Origin of the sequence: Dokdonella sp. (genome assembly GCF_041395345.1) — a bacterium.
Classification (GTDB): Bacteria; Pseudomonadota; Gammaproteobacteria; order Xanthomonadales; family Rhodanobacteraceae; genus Dokdonella.
The window spans coordinates 104,804-122,198 of record NZ_JAWLAR010000010.1 but is presented as its reverse complement, the minus strand read 5'-3'; the positions used below and the strand labels follow the sequence as shown (position 1 = coordinate 122,198).

Annotated in this window: 15 protein-coding genes and 2 pseudogenes; 8 read left to right on the top strand and 9 right to left on the bottom strand. The window is 61.6% G+C overall.

From position 1 onward, the window contains the following. Positions 1-45 precede the first annotated feature (45 nt). The 3 genes from R3F00_RS10765 to R3F00_RS10755 form a co-directional block, all read right to left on the bottom strand. Positions 46-927, bottom strand: a complete 882-nt coding sequence (locus R3F00_RS10765) for an alpha/beta fold hydrolase (RefSeq protein WP_371281785.1) — start codon at positions 925-927, stop codon at positions 46-48. 43 nt (positions 928-970) lie between these two features. Continuing rightward, on the bottom strand, positions 971-2,257 hold the full coding sequence (locus tag R3F00_RS10760) for a DUF2254 domain-containing protein (protein WP_371281784.1): 1,287 nt from the start codon (positions 2,255-2,257) through the stop codon (positions 971-973). Positions 2,258-2,397: 140 nt separating this feature from the next. Continuing rightward, complete coding sequence (locus R3F00_RS10755; protein WP_371281783.1) at positions 2,398-2,967, bottom strand: gamma-glutamylcyclotransferase; 570 nt, start codon at positions 2,965-2,967, stop codon at positions 2,398-2,400. A 101-nt stretch (positions 2,968-3,068) separates the two neighbouring features. Between R3F00_RS10755 and R3F00_RS10750 the strand changes: the two genes are divergently transcribed. The 3 genes from R3F00_RS10750 to R3F00_RS10740 all read left to right on the top strand — a co-directional run bounded on the left by R3F00_RS10750 (position 3,069) and on the right by R3F00_RS10740 (position 6,013). Continuing rightward, entirely contained in the window at positions 3,069-3,758 is a 690-nt protein-coding gene (locus R3F00_RS10750) for a nitroreductase family protein (RefSeq protein ID WP_371281782.1), read from the top strand. Positions 3,759-3,832: 74 nt separating this feature from the next. Beyond that, positions 3,833-5,329 (top strand): DUF4139 domain-containing protein, encoded by a 1,497-nt coding sequence (locus R3F00_RS10745; RefSeq protein ID WP_371281781.1) that lies wholly within the window; start codon positions 3,833-3,835, stop codon positions 5,327-5,329. A 63-nt stretch (positions 5,330-5,392) separates the two neighbouring features. Then, the gene (locus R3F00_RS10740; protein ID WP_371281780.1) at positions 5,393-6,013 is read left to right on the top strand and encodes a trimeric intracellular cation channel family protein; all 621 of its coding nucleotides are present in this window, start codon (positions 5,393-5,395) and stop codon (positions 6,011-6,013) included. Here the strand turns inward: R3F00_RS10740 and serA are convergent. Further along, positions 6,007-7,242: a phosphoglycerate dehydrogenase gene (gene serA / locus R3F00_RS10735; RefSeq protein WP_371281836.1), complete on the bottom strand. Its 1,236-nt coding sequence runs from the start codon at positions 7,240-7,242 to the stop codon at positions 6,007-6,009. The genes R3F00_RS10740 and serA overlap by 7 nt on opposite strands. Positions 7,243-7,411: 169 nt before the next feature. On the opposite strand from serA, the pseudogene R3F00_RS10730 reads away from it, so the two are divergent. The 4 genes and pseudogenes from R3F00_RS10730 (at position 7,412) to R3F00_RS10715 (ending at position 10,150) form a co-directional block, all read left to right on the top strand. Then, a pseudogene (locus R3F00_RS10730) lies at positions 7,412-8,800 on the top strand (FAD-binding oxidoreductase). Continuing rightward, complete coding sequence (locus R3F00_RS10725; protein ID WP_371281779.1) at positions 8,800-9,462, top strand: glutathione S-transferase; 663 nt, start codon at positions 8,800-8,802, stop codon at positions 9,460-9,462. The pseudogene R3F00_RS10730 and the gene R3F00_RS10725 overlap by 1 nt, the downstream one beginning before the upstream one ends. Before the next feature lie 72 nt (positions 9,463-9,534). Next, positions 9,535-9,974: pseudogene (trxC, locus tag R3F00_RS10720) on the top strand (thioredoxin TrxC). Beyond that, entirely contained in the window at positions 9,971-10,150 is a 180-nt protein-coding gene (locus tag R3F00_RS10715; protein ID WP_371281778.1) for an oxidoreductase-like domain-containing protein, read from the top strand. Before trxC ends, R3F00_RS10715 begins: the two are co-directional and overlap by 4 nt. Here R3F00_RS10715 and R3F00_RS10710 read toward each other — a convergent pair. From R3F00_RS10710 to R3F00_RS10695, 4 genes are all read right to left on the bottom strand, one after another. Further along, positions 10,136-10,462, bottom strand: a complete 327-nt coding sequence (locus tag R3F00_RS10710; protein WP_371281777.1) for a YkgJ family cysteine cluster protein — start codon at positions 10,460-10,462, stop codon at positions 10,136-10,138. The genes R3F00_RS10715 and R3F00_RS10710 overlap by 15 nt on opposite strands. Further along, the gene (locus R3F00_RS10705) at positions 10,453-11,133 is read right to left on the bottom strand and encodes a methyltransferase (protein WP_371281776.1); all 681 of its coding nucleotides are present in this window, start codon (positions 11,131-11,133) and stop codon (positions 10,453-10,455) included. Before R3F00_RS10705 ends, R3F00_RS10710 begins: the two co-directional genes overlap by 10 nt. Positions 11,134-11,573: 440 nt before the next feature. Next, positions 11,574-12,425: a glutaminyl-peptide cyclotransferase gene (locus tag R3F00_RS10700; protein ID WP_371281775.1), complete on the bottom strand. Its 852-nt coding sequence runs from the start codon at positions 12,423-12,425 to the stop codon at positions 11,574-11,576. Positions 12,426-12,517: 92 nt separating this feature from the next. Beyond that, positions 12,518-12,682, bottom strand: coding sequence for a hypothetical protein (locus R3F00_RS10695; RefSeq protein ID WP_371281774.1), 165 nt, complete (start codon positions 12,680-12,682; stop codon positions 12,518-12,520). A gap of 79 nt (positions 12,683-12,761) precedes the next feature. On the opposite strand from R3F00_RS10695, the gene R3F00_RS10690 reads away from it, so the two are divergent. Further along, a complete protein-coding gene (locus R3F00_RS10690; RefSeq protein WP_371281773.1) occupies positions 12,762-13,505 on the top strand; it encodes a sulfurtransferase in 744 nt (247 codons plus the stop codon). A gap of 160 nt (positions 13,506-13,665) precedes the next feature. Here the strand turns inward: R3F00_RS10690 and mfd are convergent, their stop codons facing one another. Beyond that, a complete protein-coding gene (gene mfd / locus R3F00_RS10685) occupies positions 13,666-17,145 on the bottom strand; it encodes a transcription-repair coupling factor (protein WP_371281772.1) in 3,480 nt (1,159 codons plus the stop codon). Between the last annotated feature and the right edge of the window lie 250 nt (positions 17,146-17,395).

Sequence of the window (17,395 nt, the reverse complement as noted above, 5' to 3'; positions counted from 1 at the left end):
ATGCGCGCTCGAATTTCATGCACACGGCCCGAAAGTCACAGGTGGTCAGGCCATGCTTTCTCGAAATTCCCTGTACGCGGCTGCGACGCCAGCCGGAGACTCGACTTGCGGATAATGGCCGATACCTGGCAACTCGGTGATGTTCGGCCGCGGCACGATTTGCCGATAGCGCTCGACCATGTGCGCGCCCGAGATCGGGTCGACAGGTCCATTGACGAGCTTCAGCGGCCGGCTGCTCCGCTGCATGGCTCCGACCCAGCGTTCACGGAATTCAGCGCGCTCGCGCACATAGCGGATCAAGTCCGCAATGCATTTCTTGCCGTCATTGACAGTCAGCAGCCACCAGAACCCGTCCAGCAAGTCATCGTCGGGCTGAGTGTCCGGGCCGAAGATGTTGCGCATGCTGATGGCCAGACTCCTGCGGCTCGAGAGGCGCGCAACCAGCGGGCCAATGGGAGAGAGCAACAGTTTCTGGATGGTCAACAGACGGTGTGATTCCGGAAACAGGCCGCCATTGAGCAGACAGACACTGAGCAGCGTGCATGCCTGGGGGCCGTCAAGGTCGCGGGCCAGCAGTTCCTGCGCGACCGTGTCGCCGTAGTCGTGCGCAAGGATGTGGTATTCGCTCGCGCCGCAATGCCTGAGCACGGCCTGCGCAATGTCGGCCTGCTCGAACATGGAATAGCGATGACCTGCCGGCTTGTCGGAAAATCCGAAACCGAGCATGTCGAAGCTGATCAAGTGATGGGTGTTTTCCAGTTCCGGCCAGATGGGCTGCCAGTCCCATGAGGACGTGGGAAACCCGTGAATCAGGAGCAGGGCAGGTCCATCGGGGCGGCCTCCCGAGCGAACGAAGATCTCATGATGGCCGAATCGGAGCATGCATCCCGCGTCGCGCCATGCCTTGATATCGGCCTTGGCATTCAAGCAAATGCTCCAGGGGATGCATGCCCGTTTCGTAGACGGGGATTCATGCGTCAGCCAGCTTGGCTACACGGGCCGCGGCTTGCTGAATGCGCACGATATCGTCTGTCAGGCTCAGGGACGCTTCTGCACGCGCCAGTGCATGTGCCGACTGGCGCGCGGCCGCGCGCAGGTATCTCCTGTCGCCAAGGCTGGCCAGAGTCAGCAGCATTTTCTGAAGGTGAATGCCCACTTCGACCAGCCCGGCACCGTCTCGTGCGATCGGAATGAAGAAGTCGTCAAAAAGTTCTTCCAGTTCGAGCGGAGGGACATGCACGTTTGGGAAGCGAATGGAGTCCTCCTTCTTGACCTCGATCGCATGAGGGTGATTTTCCGACCACAGCGAAAGCATGCGTGCACCCCGGCTGAGTACGTCGATGGCCGTGCCGGGATCATTGATCGCAGGTGAGAGCGCGCGCGAAGCAATTTCTGAAAGCACGCAGACACCGAAGCGCGGATCCTGGTCGAAACTGCGCGAAGCAGAAATGCTGAACGCCTTGCGAATCTTCCTGATCGATTCCTCCGGAAGAGCGCCCTTGATTCGAGCCAGGGGCTGCGCCGCACCGGCAAAGTGTCCCGGCAGGGCGACCAGGTAGATTTCCGTTTCGCAAGCTTCGGCGGTTTCCTGCAAGGCCTGCATGTCGATGTGCTCGATATAGCCGAATTCATCCGTCTTGATCGGCATGGTTCCTTCAGGAATACCCGTCTCACCGGCTTCGCGGGGTTGACCTGCCAGATAGGGGGAAGCGCGCCGCCGCCGGATCGCGGAGGTTGCGGCGGCTTCGACACGATCGCAGGTCGGGCTGACCCGGCCAAGGCGCAGCACATAGTCGCTCCAGCGCAGCAGCGTGATCACGATGACGATGATGACGCCCAGGGTTACCGCATACAGGACGACGCGGCCTGTATCGCCATACAGGCCTGTTTGCAGCACGATGATGCTGACGAGACTGAACAGGAATGAGCCAAGAAAGGTTGCCAGCGCATTCTGCGCCGTGCTGTCGGTGAGCAGGAGATGAGTCGCACGCGGCGTCGTGTTGCTCGTGGCAGACGCATACGCGGCAACCATCGTGCTGAGCGAGAATATCGTCACGGACAGCATGCTCGTGGCGATGATCTGCAGCAGCGTATCAACGGCATCGGCACCAATCGTCGCCGGCAAGTGATTCGGTATGTATTGCTTGACGACCAGGGCGACCAGCGCGGTCAGGATGCCGAGAACTGAGAATGCCGTTGCGCGCACCCAGAGCATGCGTGAGAGCTGCAGCAGCAGCCATTGCAGTCGAGAAAACATTCTTGTACCGGTCAGAGGCTTTCGACAATGATGCCACTACGGCAGCGCAGCGTCCCGGACGATGCGGAAAAGCAGTTGCATTCGTTCAGGCTGGCAGCTGCTGTGAGGCTTGAACCCCGGTGACGGGGCGATTGCGCCAGTCAGATCGCGAGGCCGGCGTTCAGGTGTCTTTCGATCGCGAAAACATGAGCGTCCTGCTCACCCATGTCGCGCAGGGCATCTGCCAGATGCGTCAGGTAGTCGCGATTCAATCCGCTGGGTCCCCTGGACCGCGCGATCTGGGCCGCGATCTCGGCATCCGAGGCATGGCCAAGAAACGCTTCGTTTTCAGGTCCCGCGATGTAGATCAGGCCGTCGACGGTTTCACCGCTCTTGAACTCGATGCCGACCACTTCGCGCAGGTAGCCGTTCTTCTCTCGCATGTCGAGGTGGTCAAACACGGCTGGCGCAATCCGGTAGGCCATGCCCGCACAGATCGCGTTCGGCTCGGCAATCAGCGTGGCAACGCGGCCGGGAGCCTCGGCTGTGCCGCGATGGTCGTGCGAACCTTGCCAGAACCGGCGCACCCAGCCATGAATGCGCGCAGGACGTCGCTCCAGATACGGGAAATCCACTTTCCAGATCAGCGATCCATAGCCGAACAGCCAGATTTCCTCGTGACCGTCGAATCTGTTCAGCCGCTGATTGATCGCGATGGTATTGACCGACATGCACGCCGCCGCAGTCTGGAACGTGAGAAGGATCGTATCCTCTGGGCAATACCAGCGGCCAGTCCGCGCACGATCCGCACCGCTCGCGCTATGCTCTCGACATGGAATCGACCAGAACCGTACCCCTGCAGGATCGGGTGGACGCCGACGATGAAAGGATTCTGAATCGTGCACGCCAGCTGCATGCCGAATTGTCCACGCGGCGAACCGTGCGCGACTATTCTCCGCGGCCGGTCCCGCGCGAGATCATCGAGGAGTGCCTGCGCGCTGCCGGTACCGCGCCGAGTGGCGCCAACCAGCAGCCCTGGCATTTCGTGGCCATTTCCGATCCCGCCATCAAGCGGCGGATCCGGATCGCCGCCGAGGCGGAGGAACGGGAGTTCTATGAAAGACGAGCGCCCGAGGAGTGGCTGCAGGCGCTCGCTGCGCTCGGAACCGACGAGCACAAGCCGTTTCTGGAAATCGCGCCATGGCTGATCGCGATCTTCTACGAACGCACCGGCCCCATGGTCGACGGGCGCAAGGCCAAGCGCTATTACCCGCATGAGTCGACAGGAATTGCCACGGGCATGCTCATTGCAGCGTTGCACAAGTCCGGCCTGGCCAGTCTTACGCATACGCCGAGTCCGATGGCCTTTCTCAACGAGATACTTGATCGTCCGAAAAACGAAGTTCCCTATCTGCTGCTGGTTGTCGGTCATCCGGCCGACGGCTGCCGGGTGCCCGACATATCTCGCAAGACCTTGCAGCAATTCTCGACATTCGTCGAAGCCAGGCAGGACGCGGATTGAGCCCTGAAACGGCGAAACCCCGCAAGGCCGGCTTCTGCGTTGCATATTTCGGAATTCTCCAACCAGGAAAAATCATGCGTACAGGACTTCTCGCTGCCGCCATTGTCACGATACTGCCGTTTCAGGCTGCTGTCGCTGACGCCCCTGACTACTCGCTGACCATCTACAGCTCGGCCCAGCCAGGCCAGATCAGTACCGAACGGCTGGGAAACTATGGCGCGGCATTGCCCGGCTACGCACTGGTGCGCGACGGTCGCAAGATGACCCTGCAAGCAGGTAGCGGCATGCTGCGCTTTACCGACGTGGCGAAGCGCATCGATCCGACTACGGTATCGTTCGAATCGCTCACCGATCCGGCCGGAACGCGCGTTGTCGAGCAGAACTACCAGTATGACCTGGTCAATCGCGACAAGCTGCTCGAGCGCTACGTGGGCGAGCAGATCACGATCGAGCAGTTCAATGGCAGTGCGCTAGAAACGATCAGTGGAACGCTGCTTTCCGCGGCGGGTGGAAGTCTGGTCCTTCAGCGTGGAAGCGGCGAGGTGCTGAGCATCTCGAACTTTGGCAACGTACTGTTTCCGAGCCTGCCCGGTGGCCTGATCACGAAGCCGACCCTGGTCTGGCTGGTGGATGCGAGACGTGGCGGCACCCATTCGACACGGGTCTCCTACCAGACTCAGGGCATGACCTGGTGGAGTGACTACAACATCAGCTTGCGCGAGTCGGACAATGACTGCCAGATGGATCTTTCCTCCTGGGTGACGATTGTCAATCAGTCCGGTGCGAGCTACCCGTCGGCACAACTGAAGCTGATCGCCGGAGAGGTCAATCGAGCACCTGCAGCGGCGCAACCGCAGACGGTCATGATGAAGCGGGGTGGTGTCATGGCCGAGGCGGCGGAGCAGGGCTTCACCGAGTCTTCCCTGTTCGAGTACCACCTGTACACGCTGGGGCGCCGCAGCGATCTCCCGGACAATTCGACCAAGCAACTGGAGCTGTTTCCAACGGCGGTCAACCTGGCTTGCAACAAGCAACTGGTGTTTACCGCATCCCCGCAGCCCTGGAACCACTGGTCACAACCGATCTCCGATCAGGGTTATGGAGCAACCACCGAAGGGAACGTCGGCGCATACCTGGAATTCAAGAACAGCGAAGCCAACCAGCTTGGCGTTCCACTGCCTGCCGGTCGCATGCGCGTCAATCAGGCTTCGGTGGACGGTACTCTCGAATTCATCGGCGAGGACGTGATCAAGCACACGCCTCGTAACGAGACCGTGCGCATCAAGCTCGGCAATTCGTTCGATGTCGTCGGCGAACGGCGCCAGACCGGCTTCACGCTGGACAGCGCCGGCCAGATCATTGACGAAAGTTTCGAGATCAGTGTGCGCAACCGCAAGAAGTCGGCCGTGGACGTGGTCGTGCGCGAATACCTGTATCGCTGGAGCACGTGGCGCATCACGGCGAAGAACCATGATTTCGTCAAGCAGGATGCGCAGACGATCGACTTCCCTCTGCGGATCGCAGCAGATTCGGAGGCCAAGCTGAGCTACACCGTGCGCTACACCTGGTAGCGGGGCACGTCGCATGGAACGGTTCGCGTACCATGCCGGTTTCCCACGCCGGAGCCTGCGTTCGTGAACCTGTTCCTGACTGTACTGGACTATGCCGGTACCTTCGTATTCGCAATCAGTGGCGCCACCGTTGGCGTGCGCCACCGACTCGACCTGTTCGGCGTACTGGTGCTCTCCTTCGCAGCAGCCGTGTCCGGCGGCATCATTCGCGACGTGCTGATCGGTGCGACGCCACCGTCAGCCCTGGTTGGTTGGCACTACGTGGGTATTACTTGCCTTGCCGGTCTGCTGACCTTCTTTCGCTGCGAGGATATCGAAAGGCTACGCAATCCGGTCCAACTGTTCGATGCGGTCGGCCTGGCCCTGTTTGCCGTGACCGGGGCCAGCAAGGCACTGGCATTCGGGCTGGGCCCTGTCTCGGCGACCCTGCTTGGCATGCTCAGTGGAATCGGCGGCGGCATCGTGCGCGATATTCTCGTTGCGCAGACTCCGGTTGTACTGCGTTCGGAGCTTTACGCGGTGGCCGCCCTGGCCGGCGCATCAGTCATCGTGATCGGCAAGCAGTTTTCCCTGCCCGAGCTGCCGGTGCTGGTCGTCTCCACCAGCCTGTGTTTCGGCCTTCGCTTCATGGCCATCCGCTACGGCTGGCGCCTGCCGATCGCGGCGGGACGCGACGATCAATAAAGGACGCGCGTGCGCAACGTGCCTTCGATCGAGGCCAACGCTTCCTTCAAAGCGGCGGCCTGGGTTTCGCTGGTCGATACATCGACCACGACATAGCCAATATTGGCATTGGTCTGCAGGTACTGTCCGTCGATGTTGACGTTCTCGCGCGAGAAGATCTCGTTGATTCGCGAGAGCATGCCGGGCATGTTGCGATGGATATGCAGCAGACGATGGCTGTCCGGGTGCTCGGGCAGGGTGGCTTCCGGAAAATTGACCGCCGACAGCGTCGAGCCATTGTCGCTGTAGCGCACCAGCTTGGCCGCGACTTCGATACCGATATTGTCCTGGGCTTCGAGCGTGCTGCCGCCGATATGCGGGGTCAGGATCACGTTGTCCATGCCGACCAGCGGTGAAACGAACTTTTCTCCATTGGCCTTGGGTTCGACCGGAAACACATCCACGGCGGCACCGGAAAGATGCTCGCTACGCAGGCTTTCGGCGAGGGCGTCGATATCGACCACGGTGCCGCGGGATGCATTGATCAGGGCGCTGCCCTTGCGCATCATCGCGAACTCCGCCTTGCCGAACATCATTTCCGTCTGCGGTGTCTGCGGAACGTGCAGGGTGACGATATCCGAGCGTTGCAACAGGTCCTTCAGGCCGGCTGCGGCGCGCGCGTTGCCGAGCGTCAGCTTGGGTTCGATGTCGTGGAAGATCACGCGCATGCCCAGGCCTTCGGCGAGCAGCCCGACCTGGGTGCCGATATGCCCGTAGCCGACGATGCCGAGCACCTTGTCGCGGACTTCGAAACTGCCACTGGCCGATTTCGACCAGCCGCCACGGTGGCATTCGGCATTCTTCTGTGGAATCCGCCGCAGGAGCAGGATGGCCTCGGCAAGCACCAGTTCGGCCACGCTGCGCGTGTTCGAATAGGGCGCGTTGAAAACCGGTACGCCCAGGGCCTGCGCAGCGTCGAGATCGACCTGATTGGTGCCGATGCAGAAGCAGCCCACGGCGATCAGGCGCTTGGCCTGGGCCAGCACATCGGAGCTCAACTGGGTGCGTGAACGAATGCCGACCAGATGCGCATCGGCAATGCATCGTCCCAGTTCATCCTCGGGCAGCGACTTGTCATGCAATTCGATCTGCGTATATCCGGCGGCCTTGAAGGTGTCCACGGCACTCGCGCTGACGCCTTCGAGCAACAGCACGCGGATATCCTGCTTCGGGTAGGAGGTCTTCTTCATGATGGGTCGCATGGGCAGAGTTGGTTTCAGCGGATACCAGAAGGCAATCGCCCGGTCGATGCCGACTATGCCAGATCCCGGTGCTTTTGCGGCAGTGCAGCAGTAGACGCGATGCCGCATCACTGGCACGCTGATGGCTTTACCCTCCCGCGATACGGAAACCCCGCGCATGACCGATTCACCCCTGTCGCGACTGAGCCGAGATCTGTCGGGGCTGATGCTGAAGAAGAGTCCGGCCGATCTCGAGTTCTATGGCCGGGACTGGACCCGACGCTGGGCACCTGCGCCACTCGCCATTGCATTGCCCGCAAGTATCGGGGAAGTGCAGGCGATCGTGCGCTGGGCATTGCAGGAAGCGATATCGCTGGTCCCTTCCGGTGGTCGTACCGGGCTGTCGGGCGGCGCCGTGGCGTGGCTGGTGAGTTGGTGGTCAGTTTCGAGCGCATGAATCGCGTGCTCGCATTCGATCCGGTCGACCGCATTCTTGCCGTGCAACCCGGTCTCGCGCTCGAGGCCCTGCAACGCGCTGCTGCATGGGCGACGCAATCTGCCGGTCGATTTCGCCGCGCGTGGTTCCTGCTCGATTGGCGGCAACATCGCGACCAATGCCGGTGGCATCCGGGTCATCCGCTATGGCAATACGCGCGAATGGATTGCCGGGCTCAAGGTGGTTAGCGGCAGCGGGGAACTGCTCGACCTCAATCGCGGCCTGGTCAAGAACTCCAGCGGCTACGATCTTCGCCATCTCATGATCGGTGCAGAAGGCACCCTCGGACTGATTGTCGAGGCCAGTGTCCGCCTGACCGATCCGGCCCCGGCTTCAAACGTGATGCTGCTCGCGGTACCTGCCATGCAGGCGCTGATGCAGGTGTTTTCGAGTTGCCGCCGCAAACTCGGGCTCAGCGCATTCGAATTCTTTACCGATCGCGCGCTGGCCCACGTTGTCGCCCACGGGGCACAGGATCCCTTCGAGCAGGTTTCGCCGTACTACCTGGTGGCGGAATTCGATGCGGCAGACGAGACACAGCAGGCCCTGGCCGGTGAAGTCTTCGAGGAGTGTTTCGAAAATGGTTGGGTCAACGATGGCGTGATCAGTCAGAGCTCGTCGCAGGCGGCATCTCTCTGGCGTCTGCGCGAAGGCATCACCGAGAGCCTGGCACCGCTGAAACCGTACAAGAATGACATCTCGGTGCGCACCAGCGCGATACCCGCATTCATGCAGGCAATGCGCGAGATCTTCGATCGCGAATACCCCGAATGTGAAGTCGTCTGGTTTGGCCATATAGGCGACGGCAACCTGCACATCAACGTGATCAGGAGCGCAAGCACCAGCGAAGAAGCATTCATCGCCGATTGCGAACGCGTAACAAGCTTGCTTTCGGAAACACTGGCCCGCTTCGGCGGCAGCATTTCAGCGGAGCATGGCATTGGCCTGGTCAAGAAGAAGTACCTGGCCGGCACCCGCAGCGATGCCGAAATCGCAATGATGCGTCAGATCAAGAGGGTGCTCGACCCGAGCGGCATCATGAACCCGGGCAAGATTTTCGACAGCGACTGATGGCCCTGCCTGTTCTCTATTCGTTCAGGCGATGCCCTTATGCGATTCGCGCGCGCATGGCGTTGTGGATCAGCGCCCAGACCTGCGAGTTGCGCGAGGTCGTGCTGAGCAACAAACCTGTCGAGATGCTGGCGGTATCTCCGAAAGGCACGGTCCCGGTGCTGATCGATGAAACGGGTCACGTCATCGAACAGAGCCTCGACATCATGCTTTGGGCACTGCGGCGTCGAGATCCGGCGTTCTGGTTGCCACTGAGCACGGAATCGCTGTCCGATGCCCTGGCGCTGATCGCGGCGTGCGACGGAGAGTTCAAGTCGGCTCTGGATCGCTACAAGTATCCAAATCGATATCCGGATTCGATCGCGCAGGAAAGTCGGGAGCAGGGCGCGCGCTATTTGCGCAGTCTGCAAGCCATCCTCGAAGAGCAACGATGGCTTGGCGGCGAACACGGCGGCCTCAGTGACCATGCGATCATGCCATTTGTCAGGCAATTCTCGATGGTCGAGCCCGACTGGTTCAGCGCACAGCCCTGGCCGGATCTGAGGGACTGGTTGAAAAGCCTGCTCGCAGCACCGGTGTTTGTCGAAAGCATGTACAAGGTACAGCCGTGGACAGCCGACCGACCCGGCGTGGTGTTTCCATTTGTCGCCGATTCAGCATGAGCCAAGGTTCCCTTGAGCTGTACACAACAGGCTCCATCTTGATCTCCAGACACCGATCGCGACGAGGCGTTCATGGTTGACAAGACATTGATGATTCCCTGTTTCCATTGTGCTGCGATGAATCGGGTTCCCGAAAACAGGCTGGCCGACAAGCCGGTCTGTGGCCGCTGCCAGAGGGCCCTGTTTAGCGGCCAGCCGAACGAGCTCGGTTCTGCAGATTTCGACGCCAAGGCCCTGCGCGGGGATCTTCCCGTCCTGATCGATTCTGGGCACCGTGGTGCGGTCCCTGCCTGTCCATGGCACCGCACTTTTCGGCGGCTGCCGGCCAGCTTGAACCGCGCCTGCGCCTGGCCAAGGTCGATACCGAGGCGCAGCAGCAACTGGGTGCGCGTTTCGGGATCCGCAGTATTCCGACCCTGATTCTTTTTCGCCAAGGCCGTGAACTGGCGCGCCAGAGTGGTGGCATGAGCAGCACCCAGATCGTTCAGTGGACCCGACAGCAGCTGCCGTGACCACGCACGATCTTCCCGAGCCGCAGAGGCCGGTCGAGCCGGATCCGCTGGACTGCTGTGGTTCGGGCTGCGTGCGCTGTGTGTTCGACCTCTATGACGACGCCATGCAGCGTTATCGCGAGGAATTGGCAGCCTGGGAGGAATCCCGGCGTGGAGGCAACTCAGGCAACGCGTAGCGGAATGCGTGCGTCGCTGAATTTCTGTCGCTCCAGGCGGCAGTAACCGCCGCCCATGGCGAACCTGCGGCAGACCCTGGGTCTTTGTGCGTAGATGCTGCAACCCATGGTTGTGCGATCGAGCGCGATGCACCAGCCGTCCGCGGCATGCGCCATGACGTCGACCCCGTTGGCGCCATGCACCACCAGTTCATCGGAAATCTGGTCGGATGCATCGAGCACCACGGTAAGCCTGCAGCAGACTGCCTCGCAGTTCGAGCAGGACACTGTCGGGTCAAGCTTGGAGTCGTCGGGATGAATGTTCAGGGCCATGCGGGAATCCGGGTTTGGCTCAGCGTCGATAGCTGAGCAGACGGCCACGAAACGGTGGCAGGTCGCTTTCGTTGAAACGACTGCGCACTTCGGTGACGCTGTAGCCCTGTTCGAGACAATGCTCGGGTGAACGGAGCACTGTTGCCTCGACCGGGGTCGGTAAACACGATCTCCGCACAAGCCTGGGCATGTCGCTTGAGCACGTCGGCCAGTTGTTCGATGTGGCGTCGTTCGTAGAGGATGTCGCTGCCGATCATCAGATCGAAGCGGCCGAGGGTGTGATCGGGAACAGCCCAGTTCAGATCGCAGTAAGCCAGTTCGGGTAGCTGGTTCAGTCGCGCATTACGCGCCAGGAACGACTGGGCCAGCGGATGCTGGTCGCTGGCCGTAATGTCGGCCTTGCGTCGTTGCAATACCAGGCTCGAGAGACCCAGGCCGCAGCCGATTTCAAGGATGCGCTTGCCAGTGACTTCAAAGCTGCACATCGCCTCCGCCAGAACTCGACCGGAAGGCCAGACCTGCCCGAACAGGCTCCATTGCGCAGAGGAAATTCCCAGACGATCGGCAATACCGAGCGGATCGGCGAACTGTTGCAAGTCGCTGAGCGCACGAATCCTGAAATCGTGGCCGCCAAGCCGGACGACCAGCTGGCGGGTACGGTAGCCCGGCATGGGCACTCCCGTGGAGGCGTCAAGGCAAGGATCGGAATGACGGCGCGAAAGGGGCGTAACGGCGACGGGGAATCGGCCGATCGAGACGCGCTCAAAGGACAAACAACACGCACATACTACGGCAATTGCGTGCGTCGCGCCGGTAATTCGGCGGCGGCATGCAACCGGTGATGTCGGCTGAAACCAGGCAGCATCAGCGCGTGCGTCTATCCCGGAAGGGTTTGGGCGTGAATGGCGCTGACTTCAGGCGCGTCGTTTCAGCAGAGGCTGCAACCCGCATCCCGGGCTTTCACGGCAACGCTCCAAGAGGAACCGGATGAACAGCCGTCTGGCTGCTACGGGCGCGTCCTGCCTTCGCAGGGATGCCCAATGCCATGGGGCGGCGTCGATTCGGGACCCAAAGGGGTGAGTGACCCCACTGGTCACGAACCGAAGCGGGTCTAATGTTTCTTCTCGAACAGGTCCGACTTCTTCAACCTGATCTCGAAGACCTTCGGCCACCATTTGCCAGTCACGAACAGGCTGTCGTCTTTCGGGTTGTAGGCGATCCCGTTGAGTACATCCACGGCAGGTGATCGATCGCTGGCAGTGAGCAGGTCGGGCAAGTTGATCTGGGCGGTAACGCGGCCATCGGCAGGGTCGATGACAACGATACTATTGCTTTGCCAGACGTTTGCAAGAATGCGTCCACGCACGAATTCCAGCTCGTTGAGGTTGGCCAGAGGCTTGCCCTCATAGGTGACTTCCAGGGTGCCTGTTTGCTCGTGGGTCTCCGGGTCGAGATAGCGCAGCGTCGCCGTGCCATCGCTCATGATCAGCTTGTGGCCGTCCTGAGTGATGCCCCAGCCTTCGCCCCGGTACGTGAAGCTGCCGGTGGGCTTGAATGTCTTCAGGTCGTAGGTGAGAGCCAGCCCGGATTGCCAGGTAATCTGAATCAGCTGGTCTTTCCAGTCGGTCAGGCCTTCAGCGAAATACTTGGCGTCGACTGTCTCCCGTTGCACGACTTCCCCCGAATCGGGCTTCACCTTGCGCAGGCTCGAATGTCCATTCAAACCTGTGCTCTCGTAGAGAAATCCGTCGCGATAGACCAGACCCTGGGTGAATGCGCCACGGTCATGCGGAAAGGTATTGAGAATGTCGTACTCGAGGACAACGGGCGGAATGGCGGCGGTGGTCACCAGAGGGACATCGGCGGCCTGCGCATTCGAAGTCGACAGCCAGAGGCCTGCCACGGTCAGCAGGGTCACTCGAAAGTCGAATGCAGAACAGGGAGGGGGAACGAGGCGAACCATCAATTTTCCTGTAGCGGCGGGAAGGCGCGGCATGAAGGGCTGGAAGTCGCTGCCTGCAACGCGGCCGGCAGCGACCCGAAATGTCAGATCACCTATTTGCTCTTCTTCTTTTCGGCCTTCTCGGCACGCTTTTCCTTGAGCGTCTTCTCCGGCTTCTTTTTCGTCTGCTTCTTTGAATCCATACCCTTGGACATGACATCCTCGCTTGTGCGCTGGCACATTGTGGTGGCTTCGATCTTGCCCCTTGGCAGGGGCATGACCTTTTAGCGCGGATTGGACTGCCTGACCAGTGCGAAGTTGCAAACGCTCGACTGCCCGATGTCGTAAAATTGGCGAATGATCCTGAATATCGCCGCTTACCGGTTTGTCGAGATCGACGACCCGGAACATCTCATGACCGGGCTCCGCGACCTGGCCGGGGAGAACGCGCTGCTTGGCACGATCCTGGTCGCCCGCGAGGGCCTGAACCTGTTTCTGGCCGGCCCCGATTTGGGGATAGAGTCGTTTCTGGCCGGCCTGCTGGCCGACGCACGATTCTCCGGCATGGAGATCAAGCGCAGCCACAGTGCCTCGCAACCGTTCGCACGACTCAAGGTCAAGGTCAAATCGGAAATCATCAGCTTCCGCCAGCCCAACGCGGAGCCATTGACGGGCAGGGCACCTGCAGTCGAACCCGAACAGCTCGCACGCTGGATCGCGAACGGCGAGGATGATCAGGGCAATCCCCTGATCCTGCTCGATACTCGAAACCGGCAGGAGGTGGCCTACGGCAGCTTTGCCGGCGCCTTGACCCTGCCCATCGACAAGTTCACCGAACTGCCGACGGCCGTCTCCGAACGTCGCGATCAGTTGCAGGGTGCAACCGTGGTCAGCTTCTGCACCGGCGGAATCCGTTGCGAGAAGGCCGCGCTATGGATGCAGGCCGAAGGCATTGCCAACGTGTACCAGCTGGATGGCGGAATTCTTCGCTACTTCGAGCAGGTGGGCGGGCTGGGCTATGAGGGGCGCTGTTTCGTCTTCGACGAGCGGATCGCGCTCGACAGCGCGCTGGAACCGCTGGTGAGCGATACGCCGGAATAGGCGCATTCCGCCGGTCATTCTTCTTGCGTGGCAATGTCTGGGCTTGCGCGGGAACTTCTTGAGAGCCTTCAACACCAGCCAAAAGCCGGCGGACAGCGGGGCACACTCGAACTGCTCTGGCGCGCAGATTTGCGCAATGGCCAGACACCCTAGGAGTCGGTCAGGACTCCACTTGGCGCTTCGCCAGCGCGGCAAGTATTTCGCGTGCGACCCGAATGCGCTCGCTGGCGCCCTCCAGCTTGAGCTTGATCCTGAGCTTGTCCTGGCCATCCAGCGCATAAACCTTGGGCAGGGTCTGGATCATGCGGATCACGGTCATCGGGTCGATTTCGGGTTTCGGTGAAAACAGCACGCGTCCGCCATTGGCGCCGAGCTCGAGTTTGCGGATGCCCAGCGGCGTAGCCAGCAGTTTCAGTTCGGTTACCGCGAACAGATTCCTGATCGCATCGGGCAGCAGGCCGAACCGGTCGATCATCTCGACTTGCAGATCCCGCAGCGCTTCGTCGTCGCCGGCACTGGCAATGCGCTTGTACAGGGTCAGCCGTGCATTGACGTCCGGCAGATAGTCGTCGGGAATCAAGGCAGCGAGATTCAGTTCGATTTCGGCCTCATGTTCGCTGGTCAGGTCGAAATCGGGCACCTTGCCGGACTTGAGCGCGCGTACTGCGCGATCGAGCATGTCGCGGTACATCGAGAATCCGATCTCCTCGATCTGTCCGGATTGCTCCTCGCCCAGCAGTTCGCCGGCACCACGGATTTCCAGATCGTGCGTGGCCAGGGTGAAGCCGGCGCCGAGTTCTTCCAGCGACGCCAGCGCTTCGAGCCGCTTCTCGGCATCGGCCGTGATCGAGCGCGTGTCCGGAACGATCAGGAACGCATAGGCGCGGTGGTGGGATCGGCCGACACGTCCACGCAGCTGATGCAGCTGGGCCAGTCCGAACTTGTCGGCGCGATTGACCACGATGGTATTTGCGCTGGGTACGTCGATGCCGGACTCGATGATGGTGGTGCATACCATCACATTGAAACGCTGGCGGTAGAAATCCAGCATGACCTGCTCGAGTTCGCGCTCGGGCATCTGGCCGTGGGCAATGCGGATACGCGCATCCGGGACCAGCGCCTCCAGCTCGCGCGCCATCTTCTCGATCGTGTCGACTTCGTTGTGCAGGAAATAGACCTGGCCGCCGCGCTGCAGTTCGCGCTGGAAGGCTTCGCGGATCAGTGCGGGATCCCAGGCGCCGATGAAGGTCTTGACCGCGAGACGGTGCGCCGGTGGCGTCGCAATGATGGACAGGTCGCGCAAGCCGGCCATGGCCATGTTGAGGGTGCGCGGAATCGGAGTCGCGGTCAGGGTCAGCAGATCGACTTCTGCGCGCAGCTTCTTGAGTTTTTCCTTCTGGCGCACACCGAAGCGCTGCTCTTCGTCGACGATGAGCAGGCCGAGATCCTTGAAGCGGACATCGGGCTGCAGCAGTTTGTGCGTGCCGATGACGATGTCGATCTGGCCATCGGCAAGTTTCGCCAGCGCCTCGCCGGTTTCCTTCTTCGACTTGAAACGCGAAAGTACTTCGACACGTATCGGCCAGTCGGCCAGTCGATCGCGGAAATTCTGGAAGTGCTGCTGGGCGAGCAGGGTGGTGGGCGCGAGGATACCGACCTGCCTCCCGGCAACGGCAGCAACGAATGCCGCGCGCAACGCGACTTCAGTCTTGCCGAAGCCGACATCGCCGCACACGACGCGATCCATCGGCCGCGCCCTGGCCAGATCGCCGATCACCGCTTCGATCGCCTGCAACTGGTCCGGCGTCTCCTCGAACGGAAAGGCCGAGGCGAACTGGTCGTACATGAGTCGGTCTATCGCCAGCGCGGTACCGGGACGCGCTTCGCGCTGGGCGTAGATGGCCAGTAGTTCGGCCGCCACATCGCGGACCTTCTCGGCGGCACGCCGCTTGGCTCGTTCCCAGGCTTCGCCGCCCAGCGAGTGCAGGGGCGCCAGCTCGGGTGAGGTTCCCGAATAGCGACTGACCAGATGCAGCTGCGAGACGGGCACGTAAAGCTTGTCGCCCTTGGCGTATTCGATGGCAAGGAATTCGCCGTCCGCGCCGCCGACATCGAGCTTGAGCAAGCCCTGGTAGCGGCCGACACCGTGATCCACGTGCACGATCGGCGAACCGATCGCGAGCTCGGTCAGATCGCGGATGACCGCTTCTGGATCGCGCGCGACACGCTTGCGACGGCGACTCTGCTGGGCGCGCTCACCCAGCAGCTCGCGCTCGGTGAGGACGCTGATGGCCGGCCTGGAAAGGGCGAAGCCCTGCTCGAGCGCGGCAACCGTGATGGCGAAGCGGTCAGTGGATGCAGCAGCCGCAAACTCCTGCCACGACGCCACCGAAGCCAGCGACATGCCCGCAGCGCTGAGCTGTTCGATCAGGGCTTCGCGGCGTCCGGCCGATTCGGTTGCGATCAGGACACGGCCCGGATAGGTGCTGACGAAGCGTTGCAACTCGGCCGCCGGAGCCTCGTCCTTGCGGTTGATCGGCAGCATGGGCACGGGCTGCGTGCCGAGATCGAGAGCGCGTTCGTCGCTTCCCGGCGCCACGAGATCGATGCGCAGCTGCTGGTTCAGATGCTCGCGCAGTTCCTGCACGGACAGATAGAGTTCGGCAACCGGCAGGATGGGGCGCTCGATATCGTGCGCACGCTGCTCGTAGCGGTCCGCTGTTTGCCTGGAGAACTGTTCGGCCGCCTCCAAGGCGCCGTCATCGACGATGAACAGGGCGCCCGGCGCGAGATAGTCGAACAGGGTTTCGGTGGAGCCGAAGTCTGAATCGGCAAAGAACAGCGGCAGGTAGTACTCGATGCCGGCAGGCGCCGTGCCTTCCTTGATGTCCTGGTACAGCGGACAGCGCCGCGGGTCGATCGGGAAGCGTTCGCGCAAGGTATTGCGGAAACTGCGCGCGGTGTCTTCGGTCAGGGGGAATTCGCGGGCCGGCAACAGGTGGACGCTGTCAACCTTGCCTTCCGAGCGCTGCGACTCGGGGTCGAACGTGCGGATGGAATCGATCTCCTCGTCGAACAGCTCGATGCGGTAAGGCGTCGAGCTGCCCATCGGGAAGATGTCGACGATCGCGCCGCGAACGGCAAAATCGCCGGGTTCGAGCACTTGCGGCACGTTGCGGTAGCCTGCTGCGGAGAGGCGACGCTGCTCGGCGCCCAGGTCGAAATGCTGCCGGCTGTCGAGGACCAGACTGGACCCGCTGATATAGCTGCGCGGCGCCAGGCGCTGCATCAGGGTCGCGATCGGCACGACCAGCACCCCGCGATTCAGGCTCGGCAGTCGATGCAGGGTTGCAACGCGCTGGGAGACGATATCCGGATGAGGCGCGAACAGGTCGTAGGGCAGGGTTTCCCAATCGGGAAACTGAAGCACTTCAAGCTCGGCACCAGCAAAGATGCCAATTTCCGACTCCAGCGCGTGCGCGCCGTGGGTATCGCGAGTCAGGACCACGACCAGACCCGGATGCCGATGACCGGCTTCGGCGAGGGCCAGGGCGAGAGCGGAGCCGTGCGGGTTGTTCCATTGTCGCCGCTGCTTGGGACCGGTCGGCAGCGTGGAGTGGATCAGGGTGGTTTGGGTCATTGAAGGCAACGTTGATCAAGTGGCGCAATCGTCACGACACCTGTCTGCGTGCAGATCGCGGCGCGCTGGCGCTGATGGACGGGTCGTCTCGGCAACGGCTCCCGAATTGCGAAGCACATGGATGTACACGTGTCGCGTGCGCAACAGGCGCAGAAGCGACTTCTGCTTCCTGCATCCATGCAGTCGCTTCAGGGCAGCGCAACAACAAGCCGAGCGCGACAAACAGCGCCGGCAACGCGATGCCACCGGC

Coding starts and splice junctions, on each gene's coding strand:
- R3F00_RS10755 (WP_371281783.1), bottom strand. CDS start 2,967: ATGTCGGTCAATACCATCGCGATCAATCAGCGGCTGAACAGATTCGAC.
- R3F00_RS10705 (WP_371281776.1), bottom strand. CDS start 11,133: ATGCCGGGCTACCGTACCCGCCAGCTGGTCGTCCGGCTTGGCGGCCAC.
- R3F00_RS10725 (WP_371281779.1), top strand. CDS start 8,800: ATGGCCCTGCCTGTTCTCTATTCGTTCAGGCGATGCCCTTATGCGATT.
- R3F00_RS10710 (WP_371281777.1), bottom strand. CDS start 10,462: ATGGCCCTGAACATTCATCCCGACGACTCCAAGCTTGACCCGACAGTG.
- R3F00_RS10695 (WP_371281774.1), bottom strand. CDS start 12,682: ATGCCCCTGCCAAGGGGCAAGATCGAAGCCACCACAATGTGCCAGCGC.
- R3F00_RS10700 (WP_371281775.1), bottom strand. CDS start 12,425: ATGGTTCGCCTCGTTCCCCCTCCCTGTTCTGCATTCGACTTTCGAGTG.
- R3F00_RS10750 (WP_371281782.1), top strand. CDS start 3,069: ATGGAATCGACCAGAACCGTACCCCTGCAGGATCGGGTGGACGCCGAC.
- R3F00_RS10745 (WP_371281781.1), top strand. CDS start 3,833: ATGCGTACAGGACTTCTCGCTGCCGCCATTGTCACGATACTGCCGTTT.
- serA (WP_371281836.1), bottom strand. CDS start 7,242: ATGAAGAAGACCTCCTACCCGAAGCAGGATATCCGCGTGCTGTTGCTC.
- R3F00_RS10760 (WP_371281784.1), bottom strand. CDS start 2,257: ATGTTTTCTCGACTGCAATGGCTGCTGCTGCAGCTCTCACGCATGCTC.
- mfd (WP_371281772.1), bottom strand. CDS start 17,145: ATGACCCAAACCACCCTGATCCACTCCACGCTGCCGACCGGTCCCAAG.
- R3F00_RS10690 (WP_371281773.1), top strand. CDS start 12,762: ATGATCCTGAATATCGCCGCTTACCGGTTTGTCGAGATCGACGACCCG.